Raw genomic sequence first — 18,046 nt, 5'->3', positions numbered from 1 at the left:
CTATTCCTCAATAAAGATTAATCCATTCACACCGCCGAACCCATCACTGACGGTCATCGTATCATCTGACAATTCGACCCATGATTCTTCCCCATCCCGTATTAAAATCACTTTATATTCATAAATGCCAGGTTCCAGCTCTACACTGGCAGCTAATCTTTGCTGGGTTTGTCGTGAGAGAGCCACACCCGGGCGACCCCAATCATTAAATTCTCCGGTAAGATATAGATTGCCGTCTCCGCCGTAGTTCACAGTCACAACAACAGCTTCACCTGGCTTGTTCTCCCACTCCGGCTCAACTGCGCTTCGCCGCTGGTTTAGCATCGCCGACCCGGGAATTGAATAACGGATACCCACTGAAGCAGCAATGTCGGACCGAAATTCACCGTTTGCCGCCCAAAACGTATGCGTACCCACACTTCCGGATCCTGAAAGTTGTCCGGCAATTGGAAATGTGACTGCAACTTCACTGCGAAGCAGGTGGTCCGTCTGCTCAATGATCTCATCTTCAATACTTGTCTGCCCCGACCCAAAAGGTGAACCCCCTGTCTGCGGACTGATTGTGTAACTGTTTGTAAACCGATTCATACTCACACTTAACGTAATTCCTACCTTTTGTTGAATCAACCGCCTTACTGAAAGCGCAGCGCTGTGGTTATCAAGTAAGCTTTCACCCGGCATGCCATAACCGCTGACCTGGATTCTCCATCGCAAGGATGGCCAGTGTTCAAGCTCAATTCCAGCCAGATCAAAACGGTCACTAAAACTATTTACCTCGCTTTCACCGAGTCCGCTATACTCTCTGAAAGAGGAACCCGCCTTTGCCTGAATTCTCGTAAAAAGTGTTGGGGACCAGGTTACGTTGGGTAACATAGATAATGTCTGCTTTCTGAACGAAGAACTCATGTGGCTTCCGCTGGCCTCTACTCCAGCAGACAACGACTCAGTGAACCTGTAATGCAACCGGGCTGACCCAAATGCTCCGTTCCAGCTATTCCTGTTATCAAAAATGGATTCATAAAAATAGCCGGCTGATCCTTCGGCTGAAAAGCCCTGGCTACCCCAGAAAAACTGTGCTGATGGAGTGATCCTGGCAAACGCCCCATCATCTGAAGAATCCCATTCATTCACAAATGGATGGAGATATGTATTTGTGGAATATCCTCCACGGGATTCTATCGAGAAAATCGTATTTAAACTCTGAGCCACCAGGCTTTCTATACAGAACACCCCGATTATAATTAGGCCAAGTATTTTCATAAATAGATTACAGCATTTTTATTCCCAAAGCCGTCGTCCCGCTGAATCTCAGCCAGCGGATCCGAAATCCATTCCTCACCGTTTCGTACAAACATATACCGGTGCTCACCTCGCTTAACCGGCACAAGACCTGTCCAAACGGTACGGTCCCCCATCTTTCGGCTGTCCAGCTCTATCGGTTCCCAATCGCTAAAATTTCCGGCCACTGCAATCTGATTAGCTTCTTCATCTATATAAACAAACCGGATCCAAACTTCTTCAGACGCCTCGCCGGAAACAACCTGCGTTCCGGCCGAATACTCTATAGATTGAGCAGGCTTAAGAAGCATGGACTGGTAGAGACCGGTGAAAAGTATCAACAACAATGCGGGAACAGCGAAAATAGTGGCTGGTCTGAACGAGTATTCTCGAGGTGTTAATAAAGAGTTGAGCTGTTGCTTTACCTTTTCGATCCAAGAGGGATTTCTTTCTGCTGTTCCCTCAAGCTGGGCAATCTCACTCATTACATCATCCGAGAAACCCTCGGGAACGGAAAATGACTTCGCATCAAATTTACCTCTCAGCGTCTTGGAAACGTACTGCTCAAAGCGCAGTTGTTCTCTCATCTCGTCATTTTCAGCAATTCGTTTCAGCGCGTTCCTTTCCTGTTTAGGATTAAGTTCGCCATCGAGAAATTGTCTTAATAGGTCATTCAGATCATTATTATTCAGACGGCTCATCACAGCACCCCGTTTCCGAGATTTCTTTTTAACTCAAGACGGGCCCTGTGTACCCGCACTTTCAATGCAGATTCAGATACTCCTGTTTGCTGTGCGATCGCCTTGTAGCTCATTCCGTCTCTGTACTTCATAAGCAGCGGCTCCGACTGTTCAGGCGACAATTTTTCTATAGCCCGATAAAGAGCCCCCTCTGTTTCCTGCCGTTCCATCGATTCATCGGGCTGCAGTTCTTCGCTGGTATGGTCATCTATAAAAGTCTCTCCCAATTCGCTAAACCTTCTGTTATTACGGCGAATATTCTTTGCATAATCCCTGCAATAATTGAGTGCTATAGAATAGATCCAGGTTGAAAATTTCGCCCGTTTCTCGAATCTATCAAGTTTTGTATATGCCTTTACAAAAATTTCCTGAACCATTCCTTTAACCTCCTCTTCATTTTTTTCAAATGATCGTACAAGGTGAAAAATTATTGGTGAACTGGTATCCACAAGGTGCCTGTAAAGCTCCCTATCACCATCCAGGATCCTCGACACAATTTCTGAATCTGATTTGAATCGTTTCATACACTACATTCACAGATCAATCAACCGTCGGTGAGCCCTGCTACGTTAGTTGGACGACCGAAAGATGGATTGGTTACAGGAGTTTTTTCCTTTTAAATTTCTCTGCTAAATTCAAGAGCAATCTCTCAGAATTACATCCGGCAGCAACAAGCCAGACACCCTGAGGGTTTGAAAACTATAAATTCAATTAAGGGTCAGTTAAGGATCACAACTTAAAAGCCTCAAATATTTAAGATATTCTACATCTAAAGTGCAGAATAACTTTCGATCATTATTACTCTAAGCCCTCTATATAATTTCTAAAAGTATGATTGAAAGATATCCTCGATGCTTTTTTATTATCGGTTAGAGCTTGGTAAAAGTTCAGTAGAACTATCGCTATATTTTCCTCACTCATTACGCCGGTAATAAGTACAAATACGTTGGGATGTTCCTCAAAAACATTTAATAGTAATCCGGTATTTTTTTGCACAAACTTAACAGTAATAATCCTTTTACATTAAAAGTTTTCATTATATTGTGGAATGGTTACTTTTTCTTTCCCATTTAAACCATTAGGACTTAATGTTCAACAATTAAACGCATATGAGTTTACAATCTGTAACAGGTTCACTTCATGACTTACAGGACCAGCTGACACAGTTTCGAGAGATCCTATTAGCCAATCTTGTAATGATCGGGGAGATCCCGGCCCCAACATCCGGAGAACAGAAACGCATTGAATTTTTGCTGAACCGTTTTAAAGAGGCGGGGCTTTCAGAAAATTCAATTGATGACTGTGGAAACGGTATTGGTTTACTGGAAGGCGAAGAGGGTGAAAAGTCCATTCTTCTGAACGCTCACGCCGACACCGTTTTTTCTGAAAAATCTGATCATACCATGCAGGTATCTTCCGATAGTATCATTGGACCCGGGGTGGCAGATAATAGCCTCGGCCTCGGTGTGCTGGCTACCATACCCTACATTTTGCAGGAGCTGGACATAAAATTGAAGAATAATCTTGTACTGCTTGGCGGCGTGAAGAGCCTCGGTCGCGGAGATCTTGAAGGGATTCGGTTTTTCTTAGATAACAATGAGTTCGATATTAAAAATGCCCTTTGTATTGAAGGTGTTGAATTAGGCCGCCTTAGCTACACATCTATTGGCATGCTCCGCGGAGAAATTACATGTAAAGTTCCGGAATCGTACGACTGGTCGCGCTTTGGAGATGCCAGCGCAATTCTCACATTAAATGAAGTCATTAATAAAATTAATGATATCCGGCTGCCAAAACGGCCCCGAACAAGTGTGGTGATGGGATCCATTTCAGGAGGCTCCTCTTTTAACACCATCGCGAAGGAAGCCACGCTGGGTTTTGAAGTTCGGTCTGAAGCAGAAAACGTTGTGGACGACGTTGGTAAAACAATTGAGGATATTGCCAAAGAGGTGGCATCCAAAACAGGTGATGAGGTTGAACTCGATATTTTTGCCCGGCGCCGGCCCGGCGGTATTCCGTATGCGCATCCAATGAATGAGTGTGCGCGCTCAATCATGAATACCCTCGATATTGAGCCAAGATTGGCACCAAGTACATCGGAGCTCGCGGCACTCATCGATAAAAAAATCCCGGCTTTAACGCTTGGTATTACGTCCGGCGACAGGATTCATAAAATGAATGAATCGGTTCAAATTGACCCGATTTACAAAGGACTGGCTCAAATCATCGGAATATTAATTGCTACAGATGGAGGATTCTGTGACTGATCTTCAACACTGGATTGATAAAAATACGTATCATCACTCCCAATTCTGGGACCTGAAAAAATTGGTAGAAACAAAAGAGAAACATGGACTTACAATATCTCTTTGCCTGCCAACTCTGAACGAGGAAAAAACGATCGGCAAGGAGGTCATCCTGTTCAAGTCGGAACTCGTGAACCGTTATCCGCTGCTTGATGAAATTGCCGTGATCGATTCCGGATCGGACGACAATACCCTGGAGGTGGCTAAAACTTACGGTGCCGACACCTATCTATCGGCCGATATACTCCCAAATCTTGAACCTAAAATGGGGAAGGGCGAAAACCTTTGGAAAGCCATCCATCAGCTGAAAGGCGACATTATTGTGTATGTTGATGCGGACATCAGCAACATTCACCCACGCTTTGTATATGGACTCGTTGCGCCTCTTATTTACCGCGAAGAGGTGAAATACGTAAAAGCATTTTACGATCGCCCGCTGGCTGTCTCCGGCGGTGTGCGAAATTCAGGCGGTGGCCGCGTGACTGAAATCCTGGTTCGGCCGCTCTTTTCCTTGTTCTTTCCCGAACTGACAACCATCATTCAGCCACTTTCCGGCGAATATGCCGTACGGCGGGAAGTTCTGGAACAGATCGCTTTTCCAATTGGATATGGTGTTGAAACCTCCCACCTGATTGACGTGCACAACAAGTTTGGACTGGAAGCTTTTGCCCAGACAGATCTTGACAAACGGGTCCACGAAAATAAGCCAACCATTTCGCTTGGAAAAATGTCGTTCGGGATTCTTCAGACATTCCTGAAACGGGCTCAGGCGCTTGGCAAGTTTGAAAACGTGGATCACGAAACAATTTTAAGGCAGTTCCAGGTTACGAAAAGTCAATACCAGCAGAACGAAATTTCAATTGTGGAGGAAGAACGCCCTCCAATGATTGAGATCGAGGAATACCGCAAAAAATTCGGTCGAAAGAAACCATGACAGATGAAGCCACTTTAAAACAGCGTTTTAAAATATTGTCGTCTCCTCTTGATCCCGAAGAGACCGGGGAAGAGCCTGTTTTAAATAAACTAGCCGGTATTAAAGCCGTCATTTTCGACTTTTACGGAACACTGTTCATTTCCGGAGTGGGAGACATTGGTATAGATGAAGGTAAATCAGATGCGGGCTTACTCATTGAGTCAATGAAAGGTGCAAATATCCAGCCAGTCCATGATAAAGTGGGGAAACGCGGATATGAAATCTATGACAAAGTGGTGACGGAACAGATGCAGGATCTGAAATCCAGCGGGATTCCCTACCCCGAACCGGACATTCGAAAGGTGTGGAGAAATGTACTAAATCAAATGTATGCCGAAGACCTGATTGGCGAATCGACATCATCTGATCAACACGACCGGATGGCAGTTGAGTTTGAAGTCCGGATGAACCCAATCTGGCCTATGCCCGGACTAGAGGAGACGCTGAGCGGATTAAAAGAAAAAAATTTAGAGCTGGGAATCATTTCGAACTCACAATTTTATACCCCAATAGCGTTTGAAGCTCTTGCCGGAAAAACGTTGGATCAGCTTGGGTTTAACCCGCACCTACTGCACTGGTCATATGAAGAATCCAGGAAAAAACCGGGACTTGTTTTCTATGAGCACTTTCTGAAAAAGGCGTCAAAACATTTGCCTGATCTCGAACCCGAAAATTATTTATATGTAGGCAACGACATGCTGAAAGATGTTTACCCGGCACATGAAGTAGGGTTGCAAACAGCACTCTTTGCAGGTGATTCCCGATCATTAAAATGGAGGCCTGACGATTCCAGAACTAAAGACTTAAGACCGGATCTCGTTATTACTGAGTTGAACCAGATTTTAGATTGTGTATAATTTCTTTTCTCAGAATGCTTTTCATGACTTCTCCTTTGCAACCTGAGTTTGATTCTTAAACTTGTCAAATACCACCAAAATCAGTTCAAAAAGGGCGTTAGTTAAGTTAATTCATCAACAATTATGTCATGCCGGACTTAAATCCTGCATGACGGAATGGATAACATTATAACACTATTACGCCCTTTTTAAACAGCCTCCCATATTTACTCGTCAGCCTGTGAAAGCAGCATGCAGACGAGGGGCGAGTCACATCCACTCGTCAGCCCGCAAAAACAGCGTGCAGACGAGGCTCTACACCACAAGCCAGGCTACCTGGCAGGCATCAAGCTCTAACTTCTGATCTTTAACCCTTGTTTCCCCGGTAAGTATATCATCATAGGTCGATTTCTTTTCAATAGGAAGATCCTGTTCTTCAAGTGATTTGGTAATCTTATCCGTGGTTAAATTGGCCACAACCAATATTCGCTCAGTTTTGTCCGGGTCTTCCCGCATTATGCAGAACAGATCGCTACCAATATCGTAGACGGTTTGTTTCCCGAATGGATGAAACGCAGGATGCTCATTTCGTTTCAGCAGAATATCCTTGTACCTGTTAAAAATCCTGTAAGTATTTGTGTCAGGGTCATTCAAGAGATCCACGAGCTCTTCGTACTTCCATTTTTTCCTGTTAATGGTTCGGTACCGGCCCGTTATAGAAACACCGCGGATGTTGTTCCGGGTAGCCGTAAGGTTGTGAAAGTAAATACCGGGAACTCCCTGTAGGCTAAGCATAATGAGTTGCGAGCAAATATATCGTCGCTCCTGCATGCTTTGGGATCCATTATAATCAGAGAATGCATCAAAATAAGTGATGTTGAGTTCATATGGGCTCAGAGTACCATCAGCATTTTGCTTTTCACTCACAAAACCACCGCGTTTTTTCATGCTTTCAACAAGTGCGGTGAATTCGTCATCCGGAACCAGTCCTTCAAGCGGACGAACCCCGATTCCATCGTGAGACGCCGTGAAATTGAAATACGTGCAGTTCTTCGGAAGAGGCTTCAGAGATTTTGCCCACTCGGTTAGGTATTCCGCATTTTCAGTTATAATAGCATGCAGTAAAAGTGGTGGCAGGCTAAACTGGTACACCATATGTGCTTCATCACCCTCGCCAAAGTAGCTTATATTCTCCTTGTGAGGAACATTGGTTTCTGTGATGAGGGTTGTTTGCGGTACAAAGTGGTCTACAATTGTGCGCATCAGTTTCACAATTTCGTGCGTCTCAGGCAGATGAATACACGAGGTTCCCAGCTCCTTCCAGATGAAGGCAACAGCATCAAGCCGTATAAGAGACAAACCTTCACTGATATAAAAAAGAAAGATATCGATGTATCGAAACAGCAGTTCAGGATTTGAAAAATTTACATCTATCTGATCATCACTGAAGGTAGTCCAGACAAATTTCTCACCCTCTTCGGTATGAACGGGTGTTAAAATTGGCGAACTCCTTGGCCGCGTGACACTGCTCATATCTGTATCGGGGTCAACCTCAATAAAGTAATCGGTATAGGGTTTTTGTTGATCGGTATATTTCTTAAACCACATGCTGTATCTGGACACATGATTCATCACCAGGTCCCCCATCAACCTATAGTCTTTACTCAGAGCTTCAATATCTTCCCACCCTCCGAGTCGCGAATCAACCCGTTTGTAATCTACAACAGAGAATCCGTCGTCCGAAGAGCTCGGAAAAAACGGTAAAATGTGTATGGTGGATAGAAAATCTTTGGCGTATTCATTTAAAAATTTATGCTGAACATTAAGTTTATCGACCGCCTCTCCTATTTTTGGCTGAACCATATCGCCGTAAGTAATCAGAATTTGGTCCTGATGAGACCATACATCCTTAAACTCTTTTCTCTCTTCTGGGGGTCTCAAATTGTATTTTTCGAGCAGCCGATGAGTTTCACGAAGACATTTTTCTACAACTTCATCGTTGTAAATAAATGAGAAATGTTTACGTATAGCAGTCTCAAATTCATCCGTAAATCGTGGGTATTCTTTCATAAAGAGTTGATTTTTCGGTCATATATTAATTTGATTCGTAATCTATGCCAAAAGCCCATAATGTGTCGTGGCTCTTGATTCGGAATTCTCGTATGTCCCGATGTCTGATAGCTTTGACCGTTAGGTAAGAGCCGAATGACGCTGGGGCGAAAACAGCACATAGTTGCAATAATCAACGATTTTATTACTAAATAACATCTAACAAACAATCTTTTTTACTTAAAGTAAAGTTTGAATAGCAAAAGAGACGAAGAATTTATGGAAGCATTTCCTTTTATGGTAAGAACAGGAACTTTCTTATTTTTAAGGTCTATTAAATAAAGATTACTTATGGACAGACAAGCGCTTCAAGAAAGATTTGGTTTGAATGGTGAATCAGCTGCTATAAAGCAAGTAGTTGATAAGATTATGCAGATTGCAAAAACTGATATTACGGTTTTGCTGCAGGGGGAGACAGGAACCGGTAAGGACGTGACTGCACGAGCTATCCATTCAATCAGTGACAGAAAAAACTCAAACCTCGTTATTGTAAATTGCGGTGCCATTCCTGAAGGGATCATCGAAAGTGAACTCTTTGGCCACGAAAAAGGCTCGTTTACAGGTGCACATGATTCGCGACAAGGATATTTCGAAAAGGCCGATGGGGGCACCATTTTTTTAGATGAAATTGCAGATACTCCAAAAAATATACAGGTGAAGCTTCTTCGCGTATTGGAGTCGGGTGAATATTTCAGGGTAGGATCCAGCAAAATGCTCACGACGAATGTGCGTGTGATTGCTGCCACAAATAAAGATCTGTGGGAGGAGGTTAACGAAGGTAATTTCCGAGAAGACCTCTACTACCGGCTCGATACAGTTAAAATTAAACTGCCGCCTCTTCGCGACCGGCAGGAAGATGTTGTACCAATATTCAGAAAGTTTGTGACTGAATTTTCGTCAAGATACGATTCTGTATTTAAGGGTTTTTCGGACGAGGCGAGGGAGTTGCTTATTTCATATCGCTGGCCGGGTAATGTTCGTGAACTCAAAAATGTGGCCGAGCAGCTGGTTGTTCTCGAAAAATCGCAGTTTATTGACAAAGAGCGACTTCAAAAGTACCTGAAGGGCCGACAACACAGGGGCTCGGCAGATAACTTACCGGTAGTGGCATCTAAGAGCGAAAAAGAAACCACCTCTGATGATTTTGAATCTTCGCCATCCCAGGATCCTACCCTCATTTACAGAGCACTTGTTGAAATGCGAACCGACCTGTCGGACCTGAAAAAAATGCTGGCGAAATTTTTGTACTCATCATTCAGCAATAAAGAAATCAAGGCGCTTCCGGAGGCTATGCCCAGAGATTTCGATCCTAATGATATTTCGGTTTACACAAATAAGCACGGAGAAGAGAGCCTTGGCATCCGTTCTATGGACAACGACCTCGATGAGGAAGATGCAGATGAAGAACCGTCCATAAACTCTTTTTTCTCAGATGATGATATACCATCCATTGAAAAAGCTGAAAAATTTCTTATCCAGCAGGCTCTGAAAAAATACGAAGGTAATCGGCGAAAGGCGTCTGAGGCACTTGGAGTAAGCGAACGAACACTTTACAGAAAGCTGGATCAGTATGAGCTTCAATAAGTTTTTGGCAGCCGCAGTGGGGCTGTTATTTGTTTGTACATCCTGTATGAGCTACAGTTTTACGGGAACAAGTATTCCAAGCGATGTAGACACGATATACATCCCGTTTTTCTCTGATAACTCTCAGAGTGGTCTTGGAGACCTCAGTGACCGACTATACAATGCGCTTGTCAATCGGTTTGTGAACCAAAGCCGGCTCTCTTTGAACAATGAACAGGAAAACGCAGACTCGTGGATGGATGGGGCCATTCAATCATACCGAAACCGGCCGTTCAGTGTGGGCGGTGATGAACAGGCCAATCTAAATGAAATCCAAATTGTTGTCCGGGCCACCTTTCAGTATGCTGATAGTGACGAACCGGTTTATAGCAAAAGCTTTACCGGCACGGCAACATATGATGTGCTCGACAATCCGGTTGATGGGGAAATTGAAGCGGCCTCAGAGGCACTCCAGCAAATCGCAAATAACGCTTTTAACGATGCCGTGAGTAATTGGTAGTGAATATCAATTATTTTTTTTGTACTATCTAACTGCCGTATTTCCACTTACGGCAATGCCTGATAATTTCTTTTAGGCGCGTGGTCTCTATAATTGTTGCTCAAAAAAATTTGATTAATGGAATTGCCCGCAGGTCCGGTACCTGAATCGTACCAAATATACCTGGATCAGTTTGACAGCGATCCGGCAGGTACACTTACAAAACTTGAAACCCATGTATCCAAGCGCAGTAGCGGAGCTGTGGGGTATTATATCTTAGCCGTTCTGAGCCGTAAGGCCGGCCGTTCAAAAGACGCCATTAAGTATGCGTTATCTGCAAAAATAATGGCCCCCGGCAGCGAGTTCTTCAGGCGCCTCCCCTATTATATGCAACATCCAGATTATTTTGATGCCTGGGTTCCGGAAACGGCACCGCCATCGAACGGAAAAAGCAAACAAAAGCCGCGCAGCACGCATCCAATCCGGGATCTCGATCAGCTTATTTCAAAACTTTCAAAAGCGGAAACAAAGCGCATACAGATACCAAATTCAGGTACAGATCCTGACCAATCGGTTGAAGACCTGAGTCAGCGTTCTGCCGATGTTGACGATATCGTAACAGAGACACTTGCATTGATTCATGAAAAGCAAGGTAACTACCAGGCTGCAATTCATGTGTTTAAGCAGTTAAGACAGTCTAACAGCTCTAAAAGGGCTCACTACGACAAGCAGATTCTCCGTTTACAAGAGTTGATGGCAAATGACACCTCAGACTGAGTGATTCAAAACGTTAACAGCTTACGGCTGTAATACGGCGCAGAACAAAGTCTCTCCACCCTCCAGGTATCTGCCCTATTCACAAACCTGCCTGATTATATAGAATTCAGGTAGGCGTGAAGATCCTCATCTGAATCCAGGCCAAGTTTTTTCCTAAGGCGCGACCGGCTAATATACACGCTGGACGGTTTTATGTTTAGCAGGTCTGCAATCTCTTTTGAATCGAAACCCATTTTAATGTATATACAAAGCCTCAGGTCATAACGGGTGAGATCGGAGTACTTATTTCTAAGCGTTTCAAAAAACTCCTGGTGCAGCTCGTCGATTTGAATTTCAAATGTATTATCTTCAGAGTCGATATGAGAATCAATAATTCGTTTAATTTCGTCAGACTGGCGTGATAACGAATCCGGATTTTTTTTCAGCTTTTCAAATTTTTCATTTAATGTTTGAAGAATTTTCTGTTTCTCATCATTCTCTTTTGCTTTGGTCGCCAGTTCTATTGTTTTGCTTTTCAGCTGCGCTTTCATTTTATCATATTCGGCCCGCAATTTATCCTCTTCAACCCGCTGAAGCTGCTGGCGATAGCGCTCTTTCTGTTCCCGAAGTGAGTCCCTCTGATCCATCAGAAGATATTTCTTCTGCCTGCTGAGGGATACACCCTGCCAGGCGTAAATCAGGTAAAACACGGATGAAACGACTAAAAAGTAAAATAGAAAAGCCAGCCAGCCGAGATACCAGGGTGTATCAATCGTGAAGAAGACAGATTTTTCGGATGTTACAGCTCCGCCGACCCTTGCTCTTGCTGACAGCCGGTGATTGCCATATCCAATGCCGATCAATTCAAATGTTCCATTTTTCGTCCATTCGCTCCAATTGTCAGAATCAGAAGTTTTGTACTGGTACATCACATCAGATCTGTTCGGGACAATACTCACAATTCTGAGGTTATTGAGACGATAATTAACTTTTGAACCGCTGGGAATGTCCACTCGTTCATCGTTACTGTAGGCTTCAATATGCCTAAAAATTAACTCCGGCGTACCGCCATAGTTCTTGTCAGACCTGTTTAACTGTCGCAATGCAAAACCATTATAAACCGGGTAAAACTCATATGATCCATTTAATTGAACAGGCTGTGACCCTCTCAGTAACAAATTATCTATTCCCGATTCAGCTTCATCAAGGCGACTTTTTCTAAAACTGTTCTGCCCGGGAATATAGCTATGCCTATACCCCTCCGTAACTATGTTTACGCCTTCTTCATCCTTTACCAGGTAGTGATCCCGGCCACTAAACTGGTCTGACAGAAAAATCTCTCTGTTTTGCGGGTATAGATTTTCATCCAGTGATGCTTTGATTACTCCATAGTTTGGAATATTTACCCATATGGTATTATCCCCGTCAAGGATGATCTGGTTGCAGGATCCGAGTATTAGCTCCATCTGCTTGTAAAAAGTCCACCACTCACCATCTCTCCTGAAAACTGATATGCCGTTATAGGTCCCCGCAAGCAGATAATCACCGTACTGCGTTATGGTCCAAACACCACGTTGTTCTGCAATTCGTTCTGGCTGACCACCATTAAGTGAAAACAGGCCACGGTCGTGACCCATCAAAATTTGGTCATCAATCTTGCTAATTGTCCAAACCTGCCCCTCGGTTCCGGGTACGAGCTCGAAAACATCCAGCTCTGAGCTGTTGCTTAAATCATCCCAGTCAGACCGGTATAACCCTTGATTTGTGCCCAGATAAAACTCACCATTATTAAGAACAGCACTGTACCCGGTTCCAAAATCTCCCTGGTAGTCATATAAAAAGGTGAACTCGTTGCTCAAATCAATGAACGCAGCCCCGAAATCCAGCGCCAGCCACAATTTGCCCGCTTCACTATAGTGCACGCTAAGAACCGTATTATTTTTCAGACCTTTATTTTTGGTTATGTGATGGGCTACATTTCCATTTTTATCGCTGATATACACACCTTCCAGAATAGTCCCAAACGCAAGATAAGAGTCATTAATCGTTTCGAAGCTAAACACATTTGCCGCTTTCAGGCTTTCTGAGAGTTTTGACCGTACCGAAGACAGGTTTCCGTTGCTGAACTGATACAGTCCCGAATTCTGTGTTACAAGTATCAGGCTTTCACCCTGGGCATACATACCTGTGACCTCAATGCTGTTATTGTCTCCCAGAGATGAGAGTCTTACGGGTGACAAATTTTGCAGTTCAAATAATCCTTCCTGCTTATCCACAAAATAAAGCGTGTTGTTTATTCTGAAGCTGTTGTCAATTTCTTTCGGCGCCGGAATTTTGGTAAGGTTCTGATCTCTGTAGACGTAGATATTGCTCGAAGACACAAAGAATACATTGTCATTCAAGGTATGAACGTTCCAGAACTCTTCGCTAATTTGGTTAAGATCTTCCTTGAACGGATAGAGCGAGGTATACTCAAAATTGTTAAACGCATTTCGTTTCCAAAACCCAAAGTCAAGATCAGACCCTGTGTATATGAGCGTGTCGGATGCCACAAGAACAGAACGAGTAATTCCGTCGCTCCCGTCAAACCCCTTCCATTGATCACCATCAAACTCCAGGAGCCCCTTGTCGGCCGTCATATAAATAATGCCGTTTGGTGCAGAGTCGATATCCCAGATCTTACCGCGATGGTTATAGTCTGTGGGAGTAAAATTTTGCAGAAGTGGCACGCCTTTTTCAGTCATATGCTGTGCGGGTGACTGTAAAGCAACACCTAAAAGCAGTAATAATAAAGTGGTTAGTTTCTTCAAGTAAACCGGCTTGTTGTGATTGAGGTGAAACATCCTAATAAAAAGGATTCACCTTTGCAACAGAAGCTTTTAAAATCGATTGAAACTCAATGCTATATACGGCCCGAAAATTCTTGGTTTTAAACGCACTTTATCTTCAAGAGTGTCAAAAAAGCAATAAATCTTCTCAAAAAAAATATAAACGGAGCAAACCCTCTTTGATTTTGTGCAAAAAAAAACCGGCCCATGACAGGCCGGTTTTTATAAAATTTAGACGTATGTCTTATCAAATTAAGATTACTTGATAAGCAGCATTTTTCTTATCTGAACAGAGTTCCCGGAAGAAAGTCTGTACATGTATACACCTGATGAAAGATTTGATGCATCAAATGTTGCTGTATGTGAACCAGCTGATCTTACTCCACTTACAAGTGTTGCCACTTTCTGTCCCGTTACATTGAACACTTCAAGTGTCACTTCGCCGCTGGCGGGAAGGTTATACGTAATGCTCGTAGTTGGGTTAAATGGGTTTGGATAGTTCTGGTTGAGTGTGAAGCTGTTTGGTGATTCGTTGACTCCATCTATACTCGTTGAAGTTTGATTATAGAAATAAAGATTATCTATGTAAACATCAGTTATAGTACCTGCTGTTGTCATGACAATCTGATAAATATTTTCCCTATCCAATAAGCCATTAGCAGATTCAGATGTGAAGTCATCAAGTGCTACATCAAATGAAACCCATTCACCTACTGTAGATACAGAGTTCACCGAACCAATAGCATTGGTTTCACCTTCTGCATCGGGCAAGCCGGCATGATTAGATAGTTTGGGGTTTAAAATCGCTTCTGTGCCTACAGATTCATCTGCGACCCAATAATCAAAATGCATGTGTGTGAAATTGGTCAGATCAATTCCGCTTTCTAGCTGAATTCCAATAAAATTACCGAAATTATATTGCTTGATAAAGTCGCCGCTTGCTATCTCAACATCACCGACTAAATTTCCCTGACTCCAACTAGTTTGAAATGTGGTAACATTAATATTTGCATATGCATCGCTGAAAACTGAGATAACATCTGCAGCGTCTCTTGATGGAGGTGTTGGAGCAGCTATAGCAGGCTCGTTACCAGCTGAAGTACCACCTACAGTACCTTTCACGCCTGTAATATTATCGAAGTAAAACGTCCCAACTATTATTGGGTCATTCCATGCTGTACCGTCTGCGGTTCTGTTAGGGAAGAATACAACTTTATTATAGATTCCACTGGCTGTAGCTGTTCCATCATCACCCGTATTAAAAGTAAATGTTAAATTTTCCCATCCACTTCCGGTATGATTCTGAGTATTAGCTGCAGCTGCTGCAGCATCTGCAGATCCAGTCGTTTCTACCTTTGCCATTGGCGAAAAGGCAACATCGGACCAAATATCTACACTTACTGTAAGATCTGACGTTAAATCTAGCGCGCTGTCATCAGCAAGAATAACTTCTGCACCTTGCCAAGGATTACCAGTTGATGACGTGATTAATTCAAAAACTTGTCCATTTCCTGCATCAGAAGGATCAGAGACAATTGTAGCTGACTCTAAACCTTCAAAACCTGCAATTGTAGGAGAAGATTCAAAATCCTGGACAACTTCTTGTACATTTGGAGCATCACCTATAGTACCTTTCATGCCTTTAATATTATCGAAGTAAAACGTCCCAACTATTATTGGGTCATTCCATGCTGTACCGTCTGCGCTTCTGTTAGGGAAGAATACAACTTTATTATAGATTCCATCAGCTGTGGCTGTTCCATCATCACCTGTATTAAAAGTAAATGTCAGAGTTTCCCATCCATTTCCAGCGTGACTCTGAGTATTAGCTGAAGCTGGTGCAGCATCTGCAGATCCAGTAATTTCAACCTTTGCCATTGGCGAGAATGCAACATTAGACCAGACATCTACACTTACTGTAAGATCTGACGTTAAATCTAGCGCGCTATCATCAGAAAGAATAACTTCTGCACCTTGCCAAGGATTACCAGCTGCTGAAGTAACTAATTCCAAAACCTGTCCATTTCCTACTGTTGAAGGGTCTGGGACAATTGTAGCTGACTCCAAACCCTCAAAACCTGCAATTGGAGGAGAAGATTCAAAATTCTGGACAACTTCTTGTTGCGCAAATGCCAGATTGGCAATTGCCAAAAGCACAAATGTTAGTATTGTTGTTAATATTGTTGATTTCATAATTCTAAGATTTAGATATGTTAGGGTTTGTCGCGATTTATTCGATGTATGGTCTGTTTGGTTTTCTGTTTTTAGCTTTTTCTTAAAAAGCTGTTGTGAGTGTTTCTGTTAGGTAGAAGGTTGTTTGTTTGCCAGGTGTTTTACAGCCAGCTTGGGCGACCTGTCAATTTTATATAATCCCCAGTGTTTTTCAGGTTCCTCCGGGTGTGACGAGCCTTTCCAGGTTTCATCAAAAGCTTCAAAAAAGAACGTGAGAATATTTTCCTTATCCGTCCATTCCATCAGCTGTTCATAGTAAACTTTCTGATGCTTCTCGTTGACGTTTGATGGTTCAATTCCGCGGCCGTTCGATCGCGTCGCCCATCCCGCCTCGGTAATGACTACCGGTATATTCGGATACTTTTCGGCAACTGAATAATAATTGTGCCTGGTGTAGTCAATTGCTTCATTAATGTGCTTGTATTCCCATACCGGGTAGGTATGAACAGAGATAAAATCAACGGCATGAGCAAGCTCTTCCAGCTTGTACATCCACGGCACGTAATTTTCACAAAACGTAACAGGCTGCTCCGCATGTTCCTGAACGTGCCGCACATATTCTAAAACTTTATTTTCGTGCACGTAATGATCGGTCCATTCAACGCAGGCTTCATTTCCAACCGATAGTGAGCACACTATTTCCGGATATCTGTTGGCCATATCAATGAGCCGCTGAATTTTCTTCTTATTACCGGCTACGTTCGCTTTCAGCTTTGCCTCTGAGTATACTCCGCCATCCCATGGACAGTTAAAGTTGTTCATCTCGGCATTGATATATGCTCCCAGCATCACTTTAAAATTGAGCGATTCTTTTTCGATAACCTCAAGAATCGTCATTGTGTGTTCTGCGCAATCGTACACCCGTAAATACGTCCAATGGCCTTGAAGAATCAGCAGGTCTTCCTTTACCTGGTCGTAGGTAGGAATTTCACCTCCAGGCTGCTGGCCTTCGCGGTAACCCGAGTAGCAAATTGCACGTCCGGGTTCTATACCTATATTGGAAAATGTGTTCATTCTCAGTATTTAAGTTTTCCGTTACTGTCCCAAACACCCCAGTAGGCTCCAACATCTCCTTCGCTGCCCACTTTCCATGATTCATCAAACGATGAGAAATAGAACATCTCTATATCGTCGTCTTTTGACCAAAGGTTGGCATTCACAAAATACTTCATAGCGTTTTCGACTGATGGCTTGGCTCCGCCCAATCCCTCTCCCTGGCTTGGCCAGCCGGTTTCGGTAATGATCACCCGTTTACCGTTTCCTGCCTGTTTCGCCTGGTTAAACATATGCTGCATATGCTGGAAGGAGTCTTCTATGGATGTTCCTTCCCAGTAAGGGTAGCAGTTACATAGGATTACATCACATATATCAGCGATCTCCTGATGGTTCACAAACTCGTAATACGCGTCTACGTAACCTACCGGGATATCATCACTGATTTGTTCCTTTACATATCTTATTTTTTTCAGCAGTTCTTCCGGAGACAGATCATTTCGATAAAGAACTTCATTACCGACGGCAGCTACATCCACGAGCCCTTCTTTGGCAAGTTTGATGAGGTTTTCGATCTCTTCCTCATTTTTTTCAGAGTCACTTCCCAGCCATGCTCCGACCAGTGTTTTGATTCCCATTTCTTTTGCCACTTTTGGAATGAATTCGTTGCCTTCTGTACAGGAAAACGTTCGTACCCAGCTTGTGTGAGGCTTCAGTACGCTCATCCGTCGCCTTATTTGATCTTCAGAAACAACATGGCCCGGTCCCTGCCCTTCCTCATAAAGGCTAAAACAGAAACCATGGATTCCGCTGTTTAATAATTCGTGAAAGAGACTTGATATCTCCTCCGCGGGCATATCTTTGGTATAGCCCACATGGGTCTTTTTACCCGGGCCGGTGTATGTAAGAAATCTTTCTTCTCTGTAGGACATT

The 18,046-nt window shown here is 43.3% G+C and carries 14 protein-coding genes; 6 read left to right on the top strand and 8 right to left on the bottom strand.

Features of this window, described 5'->3' with window-relative positions; translation table 11 throughout:
* The 3 genes from AABW11_RS16965 to AABW11_RS16955 are packed head-to-tail and all read right to left on the bottom strand — an operon-like array spanning position 1 to position 2,542.
* Positions 1 to 1,260, bottom strand: coding sequence for a glycogen-binding domain-containing protein (locus AABW11_RS16965; RefSeq protein ID WP_340106332.1), 1,260 nt, complete (start codon positions 1,258 to 1,260; stop codon positions 1 to 3).
* Positions 1,257 to 1,979 (bottom strand): hypothetical protein, encoded by a 723-nt coding sequence (locus AABW11_RS16960; RefSeq protein WP_340106331.1) that lies wholly within the window; start codon positions 1,977 to 1,979, stop codon positions 1,257 to 1,259. The genes AABW11_RS16965 and AABW11_RS16960 overlap by 4 nt, the downstream gene beginning before the upstream one ends.
* Positions 1,979 to 2,542, bottom strand: coding sequence for an RNA polymerase sigma factor (locus AABW11_RS16955; protein WP_340106330.1), 564 nt, complete (start codon positions 2,540 to 2,542; stop codon positions 1,979 to 1,981). Before AABW11_RS16955 ends, AABW11_RS16960 begins: the two co-directional genes overlap by 1 nt.
* 585 nt (positions 2,543 to 3,127) lie before the next feature.
* On the opposite strand from AABW11_RS16955, the gene AABW11_RS16950 reads away from it, so the two are divergent.
* Genes AABW11_RS16950 through AABW11_RS16940 form a run of 3 tightly spaced genes read left to right on the top strand, consistent with a single transcriptional unit; the run spans position 3,128 to position 6,154 of the window.
* Positions 3,128 to 4,285 (top strand): M20/M25/M40 family metallo-hydrolase, encoded by a 1,158-nt coding sequence (locus tag AABW11_RS16950; RefSeq protein WP_340106329.1) that lies wholly within the window; start codon positions 3,128 to 3,130, stop codon positions 4,283 to 4,285.
* Positions 4,266 to 5,258 carry a glucosyl-3-phosphoglycerate synthase gene (locus AABW11_RS16945; RefSeq protein ID WP_445263793.1) on the top strand — a complete coding sequence of 331 codons (993 nt, stop codon included), beginning with the start codon at positions 4,266 to 4,268 and terminating at the stop codon, positions 5,256 to 5,258. Before AABW11_RS16950 ends, AABW11_RS16945 begins: the two co-directional genes overlap by 20 nt.
* Positions 5,255 to 6,154, top strand: coding sequence for an HAD family hydrolase (locus tag AABW11_RS16940; protein ID WP_340106327.1), 900 nt, complete (start codon positions 5,255 to 5,257; stop codon positions 6,152 to 6,154). The genes AABW11_RS16945 and AABW11_RS16940 overlap by 4 nt, the downstream gene beginning before the upstream one ends.
* A 294-nt stretch (positions 6,155 to 6,448) precedes the next feature.
* Here the strand turns inward: AABW11_RS16940 and AABW11_RS16935 are convergent, their stop codons facing one another.
* Positions 6,449 to 8,203 carry a sugar phosphorylase gene (locus tag AABW11_RS16935; protein WP_340106326.1) on the bottom strand — a complete coding sequence of 585 codons (1,755 nt, stop codon included), beginning with the start codon at positions 8,201 to 8,203 and terminating at the stop codon, positions 6,449 to 6,451.
* 330 nt (positions 8,204 to 8,533) lie between these two features.
* Here AABW11_RS16935 and AABW11_RS16930 point away from each other — a divergent pair, with 330 nt between their 5' ends.
* From AABW11_RS16930 to AABW11_RS16920, 3 genes are all read left to right on the top strand, one after another.
* A complete protein-coding gene (locus AABW11_RS16930) occupies positions 8,534 to 9,826 on the top strand; it encodes a sigma-54 interaction domain-containing protein (protein ID WP_340106325.1) in 1,293 nt (430 codons plus the stop codon).
* On the top strand, positions 9,813 to 10,325 hold the full coding sequence (lptE, locus tag AABW11_RS16925; protein WP_340106324.1) for an LPS assembly lipoprotein LptE: 513 nt from the start codon (positions 9,813 to 9,815) through the stop codon (positions 10,323 to 10,325). Before AABW11_RS16930 ends, lptE begins: the two co-directional genes overlap by 14 nt.
* 117 nt (positions 10,326 to 10,442) lie before the next feature.
* Positions 10,443 to 11,081, top strand: coding sequence for a hypothetical protein (locus AABW11_RS16920; RefSeq protein WP_340106323.1), 639 nt, complete (start codon positions 10,443 to 10,445; stop codon positions 11,079 to 11,081).
* A 95-nt stretch (positions 11,082 to 11,176) separates the two neighbouring features.
* Here the strand turns inward: AABW11_RS16920 and AABW11_RS16915 are convergent, their stop codons facing one another.
* The 4 genes from AABW11_RS16915 to AABW11_RS16900 all read right to left on the bottom strand — a co-directional run bounded on the left by AABW11_RS16915 (position 11,177) and on the right by AABW11_RS16900 (position 18,045).
* A complete protein-coding gene (locus AABW11_RS16915) occupies positions 11,177 to 13,870 on the bottom strand; it encodes a helix-turn-helix and ligand-binding sensor domain-containing protein (protein WP_340106322.1) in 2,694 nt (897 codons plus the stop codon).
* A 276-nt stretch (positions 13,871 to 14,146) separates the two neighbouring features.
* The gene (locus AABW11_RS16910) at positions 14,147 to 16,081 is read right to left on the bottom strand and encodes a T9SS type A sorting domain-containing protein (protein ID WP_340106321.1); all 1,935 of its coding nucleotides are present in this window, start codon (positions 16,079 to 16,081) and stop codon (positions 14,147 to 14,149) included.
* 108 nt (positions 16,082 to 16,189) lie between these two features.
* Positions 16,190 to 17,134 (bottom strand): glycosyl hydrolase family 17 protein, encoded by a 945-nt coding sequence (locus AABW11_RS16905; protein ID WP_340106320.1) that lies wholly within the window; start codon positions 17,132 to 17,134, stop codon positions 16,190 to 16,192.
* A 2-nt stretch (positions 17,135 to 17,136) separates the two neighbouring features.
* Positions 17,137 to 18,045, bottom strand: coding sequence for a glycoside hydrolase family 17 protein (locus tag AABW11_RS16900; protein WP_340106319.1), 909 nt, complete (start codon positions 18,043 to 18,045; stop codon positions 17,137 to 17,139).
* Position 18,046: the final 1 nt, after the last annotated feature.

It is taken from the genome of Rhodohalobacter sp. 8-1 (assembly GCF_038150125.1).
In the GTDB taxonomy this organism is placed as follows: domain Bacteria; phylum Bacteroidota; class Rhodothermia; order Balneolales; family Balneolaceae; genus SW132.
This window is presented reverse-complemented; position numbering and strand designations above follow the sequence as displayed.